This is a genomic window from Weissella paramesenteroides ATCC 33313 (genome assembly GCF_000160575.1).
Taxonomy (GTDB): Bacteria; Bacillota; Bacilli; order Lactobacillales; family Lactobacillaceae; genus Weissella; species Weissella paramesenteroides.
Genome location: NZ_GG697128.1, coordinates 333,455 through 349,315, shown reverse-complemented (window position 1 = coordinate 349,315; position 15,861 = coordinate 333,455). Strand labels below are relative to the sequence as shown.

12 protein-coding genes are annotated in these 15,861 nt (G+C 39.1%); all 12 read left to right on the top strand.

The features are described 5' to 3' along the window. The first annotated feature begins 135 nt into the window (after positions 1-135). The 12 genes from tsf to HMPREF0877_RS01535 all read left to right on the top strand — a co-directional run bounded on the left by tsf (position 136) and on the right by HMPREF0877_RS01535 (position 15,835). Positions 136-1,017, top strand: a complete 882-nt coding sequence (gene tsf / locus HMPREF0877_RS01590) for a translation elongation factor Ts (protein ID WP_002827389.1) — start codon at positions 136-138, stop codon at positions 1,015-1,017. Between the two features lie 20 nt (positions 1,018-1,037). Beyond that, a complete protein-coding gene (gene pyrH, locus HMPREF0877_RS01585) occupies positions 1,038-1,760 on the top strand; it encodes a UMP kinase (protein WP_002827388.1) in 723 nt (240 codons plus the stop codon). A 4-nt stretch (positions 1,761-1,764) separates the two neighbouring features. After that, positions 1,765-2,322, top strand: a complete 558-nt coding sequence (frr, locus tag HMPREF0877_RS01580) for a ribosome recycling factor (RefSeq protein WP_002827387.1) — start codon at positions 1,765-1,767, stop codon at positions 2,320-2,322. A 197-nt stretch (positions 2,323-2,519) separates the two neighbouring features. Further along, positions 2,520-3,629, top strand: a complete 1,110-nt coding sequence (locus tag HMPREF0877_RS01575) for an LCP family protein (protein WP_002827386.1) — start codon at positions 2,520-2,522, stop codon at positions 3,627-3,629. Between the two features lie 270 nt (positions 3,630-3,899). Further along, positions 3,900-5,084 (top strand): ammonium transporter, encoded by a 1,185-nt coding sequence (locus HMPREF0877_RS01570; RefSeq protein WP_040760239.1) that lies wholly within the window; start codon positions 3,900-3,902, stop codon positions 5,082-5,084. Between the two features lie 473 nt (positions 5,085-5,557). Next, positions 5,558-7,375 carry a glutamine--fructose-6-phosphate transaminase (isomerizing) gene (gene glmS / locus HMPREF0877_RS01565; protein ID WP_002827383.1) on the top strand — a complete coding sequence of 606 codons (1,818 nt, stop codon included), beginning with the start codon at positions 5,558-5,560 and terminating at the stop codon, positions 7,373-7,375. A 112-nt stretch (positions 7,376-7,487) separates the two neighbouring features. Next, positions 7,488-8,318 carry an MYG1 family protein gene (locus HMPREF0877_RS01560; protein ID WP_002827382.1) on the top strand — a complete coding sequence of 277 codons (831 nt, stop codon included), beginning with the start codon at positions 7,488-7,490 and terminating at the stop codon, positions 8,316-8,318. 113 nt (positions 8,319-8,431) lie between these two features. Then, positions 8,432-9,649, top strand: coding sequence for a CCA tRNA nucleotidyltransferase (locus HMPREF0877_RS01555; protein ID WP_002827381.1), 1,218 nt, complete (start codon positions 8,432-8,434; stop codon positions 9,647-9,649). Between the two features lie 6 nt (positions 9,650-9,655). Continuing rightward, complete coding sequence (locus tag HMPREF0877_RS01550; protein WP_002827380.1) at positions 9,656-11,557, top strand: ABC-F family ATP-binding cassette domain-containing protein; 1,902 nt, start codon at positions 9,656-9,658, stop codon at positions 11,555-11,557. Position 11,558: 1 nt separating this feature from the next. Further along, positions 11,559-12,056 carry a dihydrofolate reductase gene (locus HMPREF0877_RS01545; RefSeq protein ID WP_040760235.1) on the top strand — a complete coding sequence of 166 codons (498 nt, stop codon included), beginning with the start codon at positions 11,559-11,561 and terminating at the stop codon, positions 12,054-12,056. 93 nt (positions 12,057-12,149) lie between these two features. Beyond that, positions 12,150-12,338: a YjzD family protein gene (locus tag HMPREF0877_RS01540; RefSeq protein ID WP_040760232.1), complete on the top strand. Its 189-nt coding sequence runs from the start codon at positions 12,150-12,152 to the stop codon at positions 12,336-12,338. Between the two features lie 128 nt (positions 12,339-12,466). Next, positions 12,467-15,835 (top strand): DNA polymerase III subunit alpha, encoded by a 3,369-nt coding sequence (locus HMPREF0877_RS01535; protein ID WP_002827377.1) that lies wholly within the window; start codon positions 12,467-12,469, stop codon positions 15,833-15,835. The last annotated feature ends 26 nt before the right edge of the window (positions 15,836-15,861 follow it).

Here is a 15,861-nt window from a genome sequence, read left to right as displayed (position 1 = left end):
GAATAAGCTTTTTTTGCGCTCTACGCAAAACTCATGTAAAATGATTACTAGATATCTAATATGTGTATAGAAAATCGTTATATTTTCGTGTATACTAGTTGAGATAAGATTTAGCATATACAAGGAGACCATAAAATGGCTATTACTGCTTCACAAGTTAAAGAGTTACGTGAAAAGACTGGCGTTGGAATGATGGATGCCAAGAAGGCATTGGTTCAAACTGATGGTGATATGGACAAGGCAATTGATGCTTTGCGTGAAAAGGGAATGGCAAAGGCTGCTAAGAAGGCCGGCGCTGTTGCTGCTGAAGGAATGACTTATGTTGTTTCAAAGGACAACAAAGCTGCTATCATCGAATTGAACTCTCAAACTGACTTCGTTGCTGGCAATGCAGAATTTAACGAATTGTTACATGCTGTTGCCAACGCAATTGTTGAATATGCACCAGCAAATGTTGAAGATGCTTTGGCACTAAAAGTTTCTGAAGATCAAACATTAAATGACATGATTATTCACACGACACAAATCACTGGTGAGAAGATTACACTACGTCGTTTTGCAGTTGTTGAAAAAGCAGAAGGTCAAGTATTTGGTACTTACTCACATATGGGTGGTCGTATTTCATCACTTGTATTGTTGGATGGTTCAGATGAACAAGTTGCAAAGGACGTTGCAATGCACGTTGCAGCAATTGCACCAAAGTACGTTTCAGCTGAAGAAGTGCCAGCAGAAGTTTTGGATCACGAGAAGGCCGTTCAAATGAAGTCAGAAGACTTAGCAGGTAAGCCTGATAACATCAAGGAAAAGATGGTTGAAGGACGTTTGCACAAGTTCTTGGCAGAAATTGCATTGGTTGACCAACCATTCGTAAAGGGTGACGGTAAAGAAACTGTTGCTAAGTATGTTGCAAGCAAGAACAGCAAGGTTGTTTCATTCGTTCGCTATGAAGTTGGTGAAGGAATCGAAAAGAAGGCAAATGACTTTGCTGCTGAAGTTGCAGCTCAAATGGGTGAATAGAGACCGAGGCGATTAAAATAATGGCAGATGTAAAGTACAAACGAATATTGTTAAAGCTCTCAGGTGAAGCTTTGTCCGGTGAGCGTGGGTATGGTATTGATCCAGAAACTGTTAACAATATCGCAGCGGAAATCAAAGAAGTTTATGAACTAGGTGTTGAAATTGCAATCGTTGTTGGTGGTGGTAACCTATGGCGTGGTGAAGCTGGTGCAAAGTTGGGAATGGAACGTGCACAGGCCGACTATGTTGGTATGTTAGGTACAACTATGAACGCATTGGCATTGCAAGACGCACTTGAATCACACGATGTTCCCACACGTGTACAAACTGCTATTGAAATGCGGCAAGTTGCTGAACCTTACGTTCGTCGAAAGGCAGTTCGTCACTTAGAAAAGGGACGTGTTGTGATTTTCGGTGCAGGTACTGGTTCACCATACTTTTCAACGGACACAACTGCAGCCTTACGTGCCGCCGAGATTAATGCTGAAGCTATTCTAATGGCTAAAAATGGCGTTGACGGTGTATACAGCGACGATCCTCGTAAAAACCCAGACGCAACGATGTTTGAAAAGCTAACGCATAAAGACATTATTGCTAAGGGGCTTAAAGTGATGGATTCAACTGCTTCAACACTATCAATGGATAACGATATTAATCTGGTGATTTTTAACATGAATACATCTGGCAATATTAAGCGTGTTGTCTTGGGTGAGAATATCGGAACAACCGTGGAGGTAGATTAGAATTATGGCTAATGCAATTATTGAATCAGCAAAAGAGCGTATGAGCAAGGCTGGTGATGCATTACGTCGTGAATTAGGTAATATCCGTGCGGGTGTTGCTAATCCATCAATTCTACGTAATATTACAGTAGAATACTATGGGGCAGAGACACCACTTAATCAATTAGCATCGGTAACTGTACCTGAGGCACGTGTATTGTTGATCACGCCCTTTGATAAGTCTGTTTTAAAAGGGATTGAGCAATCTATTTTTGCATCTGATTTGGGATTGACTCCAGCCAACGATGGGTCAGTTATTCGCTTGGTAATTCCAGCTTTGACTGAAGAAACTCGTAAAGATTTGGCTAAAGAAGTTAAGGCAGAATCAGAAAAAGCAAAGGTTGCTGTTCGAAATGTTCGTCGTGATGCGATGGATGATGCGAAGAAAGCATTAAAGAACAACGACTTATCAGAAGATGAAGCACACAATATTGAAGATGACATTCAAAAGGCAACGGATGCTGCTATTAAGAATGTTGACGAAATTGCGGCTGAAAAAGAAAAAGAATTGTTGACTATCTAGTTGATGGTTATTTTCTAAAAAGAATTGGGAACAAATCGTTCTCAATTCTTTTTTATATCTTAATAAATTTGTTACTTATTCATTGGTTTATTTGTGTATAATGCTTTATAGGTGGAATATACTACACAAAATAATGCCTGTTTCAGGAGTAGGAGTGTCAACAATTTTTATTTGCTGGCAAATAGGGAGGACAAATCATGGATGATGAGCAAAAGGTATCTCGCTCAGAACGTGGTAACAAAAAGGGTAAAAAGAAATCGCATAAGGTACGTAATACGATTTTGAGCCTTTTGTTACTGATCATATTAGCTGTGGCTGGTCTATTCGGTTACGCATATATGCAAACCAAAGGTGCCATTGATAAATCATATGTTGCGCCAAACATAAAGAAGGCACGTGATGTTTCAAGTGTTCTTAATGACGGCCGGCCAATTTCTATTTTGTTGTTGGGTACTGATACGGGAGAATTAAACCGTAACTACAAAGGTCGTACGGATTCAATCATGGTTTTGACGATCAATCCAAAAACAAATAAGACAACAATCATGTCAATACCACGTGATACATTGATTGCCATTGTCGGATATGAAAATACATTCCCACAAAAAATCAATGCGGCTTATTCATATGGTTCAGCGGCGACAACGATTAAGACAGTGCAAAAGTGGTTAAATATTCCAATTGATTACTATGCATTGGTCAACATGGGTGGTATGGAGAAGGTTGTTAATAAAATTGGTGGTGTCACAGTAACATCACCACTAACATTCAACTTTAACCCAGATACGGCACATTCTACGGGAAGTAATTTGTACAGCTTTACTGAAGGATCAAGTACGTATTCACACAATGGCAAGACTTACTCAAAAATGAATGGTAAAGCAGCCTTAGCATTTTCTCGTATGCGTTATAATGATCCGCAGGGAGATTATGGTCGTCAGACACGTCAACGACTAGTTTTGCAAGGTATTATTGAAGCTGCGAAGAATAATCCAACAAAACTATTGGACTCAGGATTCTTAGATTCAGTTTCATCCTCAACACAAACGGATTTGACCTATAATGATATGATTACAATTGCCCGTAAGTATGCGAAAGCAGCTGGACATATTTCAAATGATCATATTCAAGGTACAGGGTATAGCTTGTCATCAGGTTCAACCGAAGTTGTTTCAAGTGATGAACAACAACGTGCAACCAATGTCTTGCGCAAGTCATTGGGTCTAAAAGCTGCACAAACTGGACCACTTTATGGTGGCAATGTTTCAGTATCTGAAATGAGTTCAATCGGTGTACCAACAAATTAAATTGCGTTACATTGAGGCTTCTGACTTTTGGAACGCGTTTGTGCTATAAAAATTACAGGTTGGCATACTTCTCTATCCCAACTTCGTTTAAAGGACGTCAATCTACCGAATTCAAATAGGTAGATTGACGTCCTTTTCAGTCTATAATGACTAGCTATGACTATTTGTCTAGACCACCAAATGTTAGCATTGTTAACACAATTTATTACGTTCGCCGGGTATGTGCTTATACTGATGTTAAGTTATTTCAAGAAAGCGCAGGTGAGAAAAATGAATGGTGCAGATGTCGCATGGGTGTTAGTAAGTGCAGGATTGGTCTGGTTAATGGTGCCTGGATTGGCGTTATTTTATGGTGGTTTAGCAGAAACACGGACAACGGTTAATACATTGGCAATGGTTATGATTGCGATTGCAGTTGGTGGTGTCGTTTGGTTCACAGTTGGCTATTCATTAGCCTTTAGCGGTTCAGGACATATTATTGGTAACCTAGATGCAGCATTTCTTCATAATGTCTCTATGACAAAGAGTACACGAGGTTTAGGTATCTCAGATGGTCTATTTGCACTCTTTCAAGGAATGTTTCCAATGATTACTATGGCAATTATTGCGGGTTCAGTTGTTGGTCGTATGAATTTTAAGGCATTTATTTTGTTTTTAACTGCTTGGATGTTGCTAGTTTATGTCCCATTGGCACACATGATTTGGGGCGGCGGAATTTTAGCACAACATGGCGCCCTGGATTTTGCTGGTGGTGATGTTGTTCATATTTCATCAGGTGTGTCTGGTTTGGTCTTAGCTTTAATGATTGGTAAGCGGCGAGTGAACACTGATACGTCAGGAAACAATTTATTAGCAACAGTTATTGGTGGTGGCTTACTCTGGTTTGGTTGGTTTGGTTTCAATGCTGGTTCTGCTTTAGCAGCCGATGGAGTTGCAATTGTTGCTTTCACAAATACAAATATTGCGGCAGCTTTTGCTATGCTAACTTGGGTTATTCTTGATTTTATCTTGTTCAAGCGCGTACGTATTTCCGGAGCTATTTCTGGAGGTGTGGCAGGATTAGTTGTTATCACACCAGCTGCTGGATTCGTGCAACCAGCTAGTGCGATGATCATGGGAATTATTGTTGCTATTGGTGCTTATTTTGCAACAACTGTGATTAAGTATCGATTGGGATATGATGACACACTAGATGCTTTTGGATTGCATGGTGTTGGTGGTGTCATTGGTGGTATTTTGACCGGTGTCTTTGCTTCAAAGCCATTGGCTGGGACATCAGTTAGTTGGCAATTAATGGGTACCCAACTTGGGGCAATCTTGGTAACAATTGTTCTAGTTGTTGTCTTAACATTTATTATTGCGAAAGTTGTTAACTTGATTACACCATTACGAGTTGATGAAGCTGTTGAAGAAGACGGTCTAGACTATGACCTTCACGGCGAAGTCAATGCATAATTTATTGACTTTTTAAGGTAAATAGTTTAGTATTAGTCCACAGGTTAATATTACAGTAATGTAAAGATTATCTTTACATGAATTAAATGAAAAAGGGAGGTAATTTTATGTTCGGAATGAATATGTTGAACAAGAAAGTTGATCGCGCTGTTCGTGCATATAAGAACATGGATATTCAGCGCCACCCTAAGGCTTGTGGACATCACAAGGCTCACTAATTTGGCGATGATTATTAAAAAATAAAATTATTTTTTACTGACTGGAACATATAATAATGTTTCAGTCTTTTTTTATGATAATTTCGCACATTAATAAAATCTATACCAATTTAGACCAAATAGATAGTTAAACGTTATAAATTCATTGACTGATACAAATTAACGCGTGATAATGGTCATTGTACTTAAAATAAAAAACAAAAAAATACTATACCATTAGTGGAAACGTTGTATTAGTTGTATAAGGAGAAAAATATGTTCTGTGGAATTGTTGGATTTACTGGAAATAATTACCAATCAGCACCTATTCTATTAAAAGGATTACAAAAGTTAGAATATCGTGGTTATGATTCTGCTGGCTTATATGTAGCAGATGAGGCCAATGGCACAGATCAACTAGTTAAGGAAAACGGCCGTGTTTCAGAACTAGTAAAACTGGTTTCAGAGAAAAATGTCAAGGGAACTGCCGGTATTGCACATACTCGTTGGGCAACCCATGGTGTGCCTTCTGTAGCAAATGCGCATCCCCATGTTTCTGCGGATGGTCGTTTTTACTTAGTTCATAACGGTGTGATTGAAAATTATGCAGAATTGAAGCAAAATTATTTATCAGACGTTCAGTTTGCATCAAATACTGATACAGAAGTTGCTGTACAAATGATTGATAAGTTTGTGAAGGAAGGCGAAACAACTGTTAACGCACTTAAGAAGTTAATTGCATTGATGGATCGTAATTCAGCCTATGGTTTCTTGCTAATGGATCGTGAAGAACCTGAACGCATGTATGTTGCTAAGCAAAAGTCACCTTTGTTGATTGGTATCGGTTCAGATTTTAATGTCGTTACATCTGATGCCGTTGCTATGCTGGATCAGACACATGATTTTATTGAATTACATGATGGTGAAATTGCCATCGTTGATCCAGACAATGTGCAATTATTCGCTGCTAATGGCGATGCAATTTCTCGTGAGGCTTTCCATCTAGATATTGATGCAACTGAAACAGATAAGGGTGCCTATCCATTTTATATGTTAAAAGAAATCGATGAACAACCTGTTGTGATTCGACAATTAATTTCACGTTACTTACCTAAGGATGGTCAGCCACAAATTGGTGAAGGAATTGTGAAGGATATGTTAGCAGCGGATCGTATCTACATCGTTGCTGCTGGAACTTCATATCATGCAGGACTAGTTGGGGCACGGCTCTTTGAACGTTGGGCTGGTATACCGACAGAAGTTCATGTGTCATCAGAATTTGCTTATGAGCAGCCATTATTATCAGAAAAGCCATTCTTTATTTTCCTATCACAGTCTGGTGAGACGGCAGATTCACGTGAGGTTTTGCAAAATATCAATGCCCAAGGTTTCAAGTCATTGACATTGACTAATGTTGAAAAATCAACACTATGGCGTGAGGCAACTTACGCTTTGCCACTACTCGCTGGTCCAGAAATTGCTGTGGCATCAACGAAAGCATATGTTGCACAAGTGACTTTGCAGGCTATTTTGGCATATGCTTTGGCAGACCGTGAAGCGTTAAATCTAGATTTAGAACAAGAATTATCAAAGATTGCCATTGCTATTCAGGGAATTATCGATGATAAAGAGCAGCTGCAAGAAGTTGCAGAGGAAATGCTTGTACCAGCACACCATGCATTTTACATTGGGCGTGGTGTAGATTCAGCAGTCGTATTGGAAGCTGCCTTGAAGTTAAAGGAAATTTCATATGTTCAGACTGAAGGATTTGCTGCTGGTGAATTAAAGCACGGTACATTAGCCTTAATTGAAGAAGATACACCAGTTATTGCCGTAATGACCCAACCACGTTTAGCTGGACTAGTTCGTGGTAATTTGGCTGAAACACAAGCTCGTGGTGCGAAAACTTATACGATTGTGACACAAGCTATTGCCAAACCTGAGGATGATTTTGTACTACCAGATATTAATGAATTGTTGACACCGTTGGTTAGTGTCGTACCAGCGCAATTGTTGGCTTATTACACATCACTTGGTCGTGGATTAGATGTTGATCATCCACGTAATTTGGCTAAGTCTGTTACTGTTCAGTAAAAAAGTAATCTGAAATGTTTAACGTTGATTTGTTTCGGCAAATCAACGTTTTTTATTAGCAGATGACGTGTACAATAGAGAGTAGGAAAAAAGGTAATTTGGAGGACTAACGATGTATAAAAACTTAGTCACACATAATGGAAAGTTTCACGCAGATGATGTCTTTGCGAGTGTTATTATGACACAGCTTTTCCCAGAATTGACAATCATTAGAACACGTGATGAAATCGTTACTGATGATCATCAGAATTTGGTTTATGATGTTGGTGGTGGTGAATTTGATCATCATGGCATTGATGATACTCGTCAGCATCAAAACGGGGTACCAATGGCTGCGTTTGGGTTAATTTGGCAAACTTTTGGTCAACAATATATTGAAAAATTAGTTCCTGACTTATCAGAAGAAATTATTAAGGCGGTTCATCGTCATGTTGATAGTAGCTTCGTTATTGGTATCGATGCATTGGATAATGGTGTTTCCGAATACCAAAGTGAAGTCTTCACAGTACCAGATGTGATTAATGACTTCTATGAAGAAGATGATGAAACAAATAGTTTTAATCATGCAGTGGCTTGTGCGACATTGATTTTGGAAAATCGGGTCAAAAAGACAGTAGCTAAGCAAATCGCACAACAGGCGATTATTGAACAAGCAACATTCGTATCTAATCAAATCTTATTATTACCAATTTCGGGACCTTGGAAAGATTATGCTGAGCAATTTGATCAATTAGTATTTGTTGTATTACCTAGAAAAGACGGTAATTGGATGATACAAGGTGTTCCAGTAACCCATGGCAGTTTTGAAGTTAAGCATGCGATTCCACAAGTAAAAGAAGATGGTATCGTATTTATACATCGTACTGGTTTCATGGCAGTCGTAGATACACAAGAACATGCATTGCAATTAGCCCAGCAAGTACTCGATGGACGGGAAAACTAAAAATAAATGAATGCTCATTCATTTATGAGTCGTGCATTCTATGGTGTACACGATTCATAAAAAGATTAAGGTGTCTGGTATACTGAGTAGTAGTAGAAAAAAGGAGGCCCAACATGAAAATAAATAAAATGCCATTGGAGTTTATTGAGGCATTGCCGATTTTAGAAACGATAGAAAATGCGGGTTATGAGGCGTATTTTGTTGGTGGATCGGTTCGTGATACATTGCTCAGTAAACCAATCCATGACGTTGATATTGCGACCTCGGCTTATCCTGAAGAAATTAAGAAAATATTTAATCGTACGGTAGATACCGGTATCGAACATGGGACGGTTATGATTCTGGATCATGGCACTGGTTATGAGACAACCACATTTCGAACAGAATCAACCTACACAGATTTTCGTCGCCCAGATGAGGTGAAATTTGTTAGATCCTTAGATGAAGACTTAAAGCGACGTGATTTTACGGTTAATGCACTGGCTTTAACAAAAGATGGTGAGGTCATTGACTTATTTGGTGGTGTCCAGGATATGTCAGCTAAAGTATTACGAGCTGTTGGCCGACCTGAGGAACGTTTTCACGAAGATGCATTACGCATGATGAGAGCAGTGCGTTTTGCTGCCCAATTAGACTTTAAAATCGATCCTGATACGCAAAAGGCGATTGCAGAAAACGCACCATTGCTAGCAAACATTGCTGTGGAACGGATCAATGTTGAATTTAGTAAACTCATGCAGGGAACTTCAGCTAGCTATGGTTTAGTTGAAATGATTAAGAGTGGCTTGAACAGATTTATGCCGGGGTTATCAAGCACAGATCAGGACCTAGCTGCCTATGCTGAATTATTACAAATTGCGCAGCCTGCTGATGATAGCCAAGCTTGGTCATTACTATCTTTCGAGCTGGGATTAAATCCACAGGATACGAGTAAATTCTTAAAGCTATGGAAGCAACCAAATGAAATGATTCAGACGGCAAAGTCAGTCATTACACTGATGAATAAACTGCGTCTTGGTGATGTTAACGATTGGGATCTTTATCAAACACAGGATGCCATTACGACAGCTTTAGCTACTGTCAAAATAAGTGAAATTAGCGCTAATGTTGACAATTTGTCAATGCGTTATCAAGCATTACCTATTAAACATAAACAAGAATTGGCCATCAATGGTGGTGAACTAGTGAAAAGTTTGCATCTTGCACCTGGACCATTATTTGGGAAAATATTAGCTGACTTAGAGCATCGGGTTGTAACTGGTGGGCTAGAGAATGAGCGAGCGGCTTTATTGCACGCTGCTGCTGAGATTGTAGAGAAAGAGAAGAAATAATATAAAATGAAGCAATTAAGGGCAACAGATCTACATAGTGTCTATGGTGAAAAAACACTGTTAGACAAAGTGTCATTTTTGATTGAGACAGGTGACCGTGTGGGAATCGTTGGTGTTAATGGTACAGGTAAGACAACGTTATTAAATGCTGTTTCAAAAGTTGTGCCTGCTGATAGTGGTCAAATTGAAACACCAAATGACTACACGATTGGCTATTTACAGCAAGAACCACCACTAGATGAAAATAAAAAAGTGATGGATGCCATTTTTAGTGGTGCCCAACCAGTCTTTCAGTTAATTCGTGATTATCAAGCGGCACTAGCTGAATATTCCGAAAATCCAGCTGATGAAAAGCGACTTTCTCGTTACACTAGACTAGAACAACAAATGACGCAACAAGATGCCTGGTTAGCTGAGTCTGAAGTTAAAAATATTCTGACACAATTACACCTACCAAACTTGGACTTACAAATATCTGCACTATCTGGTGGTCAACGTAAGCGTGTCGGTCTTGCTCAAGTGCTTATTCAGGCACCAGATCTATTATTATTAGATGAGCCCACGAACCACCTTGATTTTGATTCAATTGCGTGGTTGGAGAAGTATCTAGCTAATTATTCCGGTGCCGTCATGACAGTGACTCATGATCGGTATTTCTTAGATAGTGTCACCAATCGTATTTTTGAGTTATCATTTGGGAAACTCTATGAATATCATGGTAACTATGAGAAATATGTTACTGCCAAGGCTGAACGAGTTAGTGCTGAAGCTGTTGCAGAACACAAATCAGCACAGTTATACAAAAAAGAATTGGCTTGGATGCATGCGGGTGCGAAAGCCCGTTCTACCAAACAAAAAGCTCGTGAAAATGCCTTTGCAGAATTAGCGGCACAACAGGGAACTCGTCAGGTTGAAGGTGAAGTTGCAGTCAATCTTGGACAAACGCGTTTAGGTAAAAAAGTTATCAATATTGACCATGCAAATTTGGCATTTGATCAATTAACGATTTTAAAAGATTTTAGTGAGTTGGTGCAAGGTAATGAACGGATTGGTATCACCGGACCAAATGGTTCTGGAAAATCAACCCTTTTAAATGCGATTGCAGGGCAACAGCCACTAGATAGTGGTGTGATTGAAATTGGTGAAACCGTTAAAATGGCGTATTATACGCAAATTACCGAACCAATACCAGAAGATAAGCGAGTGCTTGCCTATTTAAGTGAAGTTGCTGAAGAGGTTACGGATTCGGATGGTAATCACATTTCGGCTGCTGAATTATTGGAGCAATTCTTATTCCCACCATTCATGCATGGTACGTTAATTCGACAGCTTTCTGGTGGTGAAAAGCGCCGGCTGTATTTACTGAAATTATTAATTCAACAACCGAATGTATTACTACTAGACGAGCCAACGAATGACTTAGATATTGGTACCTTGACCGTTCTTGAAGATTATCTACGATCATTTGCAGGTACGGTGATAACTGTTTCTCATGATCGGTATTTCTTAGATAAGGTAGCTAACAAACTGTGGATATTTAAAGGACAGGGTGCAATCATACGCTACAATGGTAGTTTCAGTGATTATTTGGACACGTATGGTGCACCAACTCTTGATGTAAAGGCCACTAAACCAGTTGCTGAAGTAGACGAAAAGGTCAATAAAAAACCAGTTCCTAAAAAGAAAAAGCTGACTTGGAATGAGAAACAAGAATGGGCAACTATCGAAGATGATATTGCCAATTTAGAAAGTAAAATTAGCGCTATTGAAGAAGAAATGAATATAAGTGGTGATGATTTTACAAAATTAGCGGATTTGCAAAAAGAATTAGAGCAAACAAATGACGCATTAGAAGCAAAGATGATACGATGGGAAGAATTATCTGAACTTGTAGAAGGTGGTGCATAAGATGGCTGAGAAAAACTTAATTTGGGCACAAACACTGGATGGTACGATTGCTATTGATGGACATATTCCTTGGCATCAAAAGGCTGATTTACAATTTTTTAAACAATCCACTATTCATGAGGCAGCACTAATGGGACGCCATACAATGGCTAGTTTTCATGGTCGTCCATTGCCTGAACGCTTAAATTTAGTACTGACAAGAAATCATGATTTGGAAGTTCCAGAGGGCTTTCAAAAAGTTTATAGTGTTGCTGAAGCCGAAAAGGTCGCTGATAATGCTAACTTGAAGTTGCAAGTTATTGGTGGTAAACCAATCTATGAAAGTTTCATGGATACAGCAGATACATTATATGTGACCTATTTACAGACAGATTTTTCTGGGGATGTTAAAATGGCACCAGTTGATTTGACTGTCTGGCAAGGTGAAGTGATTGATCAAGGACCTGCCGATGCAGATAATGATTACGATTGGCGATTAGTGAAATACACAAGACAATAGATTTCTGTGAATTAATTAACATGTGACAAATTGGTTGCTGAGGCGTAAAATGATGGAGTAAAACATTTTGGCGATATGCTAAGAGGTGTCAATATGAAGTATGTTGTAGCGTTTGTTTGGACATTTGTTTTGGGAGAAGTACTTGGTTACATTGGTAGTGCGCTTGAGAGTGCAACTTACAATGCAACTATGACTTCTTTGTTCTCTGTGGTTATCGGTATGATTGGAACAATTGCTTATGTTGCAATTTCAAAATCAGCTGCGCCTCACGTAGAAAAATAATGACCATTAACAAGCTAAGTATAAGGAGATCACCATCATAGGTGGTCTTTTTTATTTGCAATGGCTATAATTAAATTAAGTTAAAATAAATATTCATCAATTGGATTCTTTGAAAGAAGGAGGCTATTATGGTACCACTTCAAACCATGACAGCATTTAGTTTGTTGCGGAGCCCGATGACTCCTCAGCAATTGATAAAGGCTGTACAAGATAAGGGTTATCAGGCCGTTGCGTTGACGGATTACAACGTTTTATACGGGATGTATGATTTTTACCAAGCAGCCCAGGCAGCTGACATACAGCCCATTTTAGGATTGACAGCTGAATTGATTGGTTTGCAATCTTCACAATCTTATCCGGTAATTTTTCTGGTTGAAAATCAGGTTGGGTATCACAACTTATTGCAAATCAGTAGTGCCATTAATACCCAAAATGAGAAAATGACGCTCGACGATTTAAAATCGTATTTATCAGGTTTATATATTATCTTACCCAGTATCGGTGAACTAGCAGTTTTGTTAGGAACTGAACCTGAACGAGCAATGACATTGGTTAAAACAGTCACCGCATTAGCTGATGCTACTCATGTCTTTTTGGGAGTTTCGTTGGATATGCGTGAGGCTATGTTGCAATCGATCAAAGAGCTTGCACAAAATACTGGCACACGTATCATTGCGAATGAAAATGTCTTATATCCTAACGCATCTGATCAGTTTTCAGCGCAAGTTATTCAGAAACTAGGCCAAGGTGAGATTATATCTAATGTTGGTTTGGCACAAAAGCAAGCCGCAACAGCATATTTGAAAGAAAGTACCGATTGGGCAAATGAATATAATAGCCGCGGTTTATCAGATGCTGTCGAGAATACAGATTGGATTGCAGCACATAGTTATGTGGTGTTAGAGCAGTCATCAGTGACCGTGCCAAAATATGAAACACCGCAGGGACAATCTTCCTCGGATTACCTTGCAGAGTTAGCGACAACCGGGTTGACCAATCGTTTGCATGATATGGCTGTTGATGCTACACCGTATAAAGCACGTTTAAAAGAAGAATTACGTATCATTAATGAACTAGGTTTTGCCGATTATTTCTTAATTGTTTGGGATGTTTTGAATTATGCGCACAAAAAATCAATTCGAACTGGGCCAGGACGTGGATCAGCAGCTGGCTCGTTAGTTGCCTATGTTTTGTGGATCACGGATGTTGACCCTATTGCTTATGATTTACTTTTTGAACGTTTTTTGAATCCAGAACGTCACCAAATGCCGGATATCGATATTGACATCCCCGACAATCGCCGTGAAGAAATTTTGGATTATCTACATGAGCATTATGGGCATGAGCGAGTTGCTCAAATTATTACCTTTTCAACGATGGCCCAGCGCGCAGTTATTCGAGATGTTGCCAGAGTTTTTGGTTTGAATCCAACACAAATCGATAATTTATCGAAATCAATGCCTCGTGGGACTGCCAGTTTACAAGCTTCATATGAGTCGTCTTTGCCATTTCGTAATGCGTTATTAGACTTACCTGTTGATGGACAACTGTTATATCAGACAGCATTGAAGTTAGAGGGATTGCCACGCAATGCATCATTACATGCAGCAGGGGTCGTCTTATCCGCCGAACCATTGGCAAATTATATGCCAGTTCAACTAGGGGACGACGGGCGTTTAGTCACACAACTCCCCAAGGGTCCCGTAGAAGCATTAGGACTGTTAAAAATGGACTTTTTGGCTTTATCTAACTTAAACATCTTAGATATTGCTATTCGTGAAATTCAAAAAATACCTGATCATGAGTCATTTAGTATCGCAAGTGTATCATTGGATGATCAAGCGACGTTAAGGCTGTTTCAAAATGGTCTGACGAATGGTGTTTTTCAATTTGAATCAGGGGGGATGAAAAATATTTTGCGTCAATTACGTCCTGATAGTTTTGAAGATATTGTGGCAGCAAATGCTCTCTTCAGACCAGGACCCATGCAGAATATTCCTCATTTCGTTGCCCGTAAGCATCAAGAAGAAAAACAAGATGTACCAGATGCAAGTATGGCTGAAATTTTAGCGCCGACATATGGCATTATCGTGTATCAAGAGCAAGTTATGCGAGTTGCCGAACGCTTTGCAGGTTTTTCATTGGGTGAGGCCGATTTGTTGCGTCGAGCAATGTCAAAAAAAGACCATGATAAAATTGCGGCTATGCAATCAAAATTTATTGATGGTGCAGTTGGCCGACATCATGACCAGCAAGTTGCCGAACAGGTATTCAGCTATATTGAAACGTTCGCTCAATATGGTTTTAATCGATCACATGCCGTTGCTTACTCGAAACTAGCTTTCCAACTGGCATATATTAAGGCACATTATCCAGCCGCTTTTTATAAGGCGGTATTAAATGATTCAATTGCTGATCATAAAAAAGTTGGTATTTACATCGCCGAGGCAAAATTAAGCCATGTGACTATTTTGCGCCCTAGTCTTAATCATTCGTGGCAGGGATACAGTATGAATAAACAAGGCGAGCTTCAAATGGGACTAGCATCAATTAGCGGCTTACGACGTGATTTTCGTGAAGCGCTGATTCAAGAACGGCAAGAAGGTGGACAATATCGTGATTTAACGAACTTCATTGGTCGTCTACCTAGCAAGTATCGCAAAGTCTCACAGTTAGAGCCGTTAATTTATGCGGGTGCTTTGGATGAATTTGGATTTAATCGTAAAACGTTGTTAGGGTCAATGCAGGGGTACATTGATGCAGTTGGGTTGGCTGGTGAATCGATTTCATTATTTGAGTCGCTAACACCAAAAATGCATGAAGTTGCTGAGTTTCCACTCAATGAAAAGTTGGGTTATGAACATGAATATTTAGGTGTTTATCTAAGTGGTCATCCAATTGAACCTTATTTGGCTGCGATACCAGAGAACAGACGGACTGACATTGCTAACTTAGCAGTAGGTATGACATCGGTAACGGTCGTTATTTATGTCCAAAATGTTAAAAAAATCCGTACTAAAAAAGGTGATCCAATGGCTTTTGTAGACGGTATTGATTTAACTGGGACCTTATCGATTACTATTTTTCCAACGGTTTTCAAAAAAATCGAGCCATTATTGGTAAATGAAAAAGTGCTATTAATTACTGGAAAAATTGAACAACAACGTGGTCGTGATACTTTACAGATGATTGCAAATCAAGTAATTAATGGTGATGAATTATTGGCAGAATCATCTGTTTCTGAAAAAGCAGCAGCATCGACTGGACAATGGTACTTAAGAATTATGGCATCAGCTGAAGATGCTGGTATCATGCCAGCATTGCAGAATATTTTGCGACAACACCATGGTGCTAATCCGGTATTGATTGTATTTGAAAGAGATCATCGTAAAATTGCCTTGAATGAAACGTATTGGTTAACCGCTGATGATGAAACCGGTGAGGCAATTCGGTCAATTTTGGGCGAAAACAATGTCGTATTCAAATCAATTCAATAATTTTTTTAGAGAATTATTAAAATTAA

Bases quoted from the DNA above. Each gene is read 5' to 3' on its own strand.
- pyrH (WP_002827388.1), top strand. From the start codon at position 1,038: ATGGCAGATGTAAAGTACAAACGAATATTGTTAAAGCTCTCAGGTGAA.
- HMPREF0877_RS01545 (WP_040760235.1), top strand. From the start codon at position 11,559: ATGGCTGAGAAAAACTTAATTTGGGCACAAACACTGGATGGTACGATT.
- HMPREF0877_RS01540 (WP_040760232.1), top strand. From the start codon at position 12,150: ATGAAGTATGTTGTAGCGTTTGTTTGGACATTTGTTTTGGGAGAAGTA.
- HMPREF0877_RS01575 (WP_002827386.1), top strand. From the start codon at position 2,520: ATGGATGATGAGCAAAAGGTATCTCGCTCAGAACGTGGTAACAAAAAG.
- HMPREF0877_RS01560 (WP_002827382.1), top strand. From the start codon at position 7,488: ATGTATAAAAACTTAGTCACACATAATGGAAAGTTTCACGCAGATGAT.
- HMPREF0877_RS01550 (WP_002827380.1), top strand. From the start codon at position 9,656: ATGAAGCAATTAAGGGCAACAGATCTACATAGTGTCTATGGTGAAAAA.
- HMPREF0877_RS01535 (WP_002827377.1), top strand. From the start codon at position 12,467: ATGGTACCACTTCAAACCATGACAGCATTTAGTTTGTTGCGGAGCCCG.
- HMPREF0877_RS01570 (WP_040760239.1), top strand. From the start codon at position 3,900: ATGAATGGTGCAGATGTCGCATGGGTGTTAGTAAGTGCAGGATTGGTC.
- tsf (WP_002827389.1), top strand. From the start codon at position 136: ATGGCTATTACTGCTTCACAAGTTAAAGAGTTACGTGAAAAGACTGGC.
- frr (WP_002827387.1), top strand. From the start codon at position 1,765: ATGGCTAATGCAATTATTGAATCAGCAAAAGAGCGTATGAGCAAGGCT.
- HMPREF0877_RS01555 (WP_002827381.1), top strand. From the start codon at position 8,432: ATGAAAATAAATAAAATGCCATTGGAGTTTATTGAGGCATTGCCGATT.
- glmS (WP_002827383.1), top strand. From the start codon at position 5,558: ATGTTCTGTGGAATTGTTGGATTTACTGGAAATAATTACCAATCAGCA.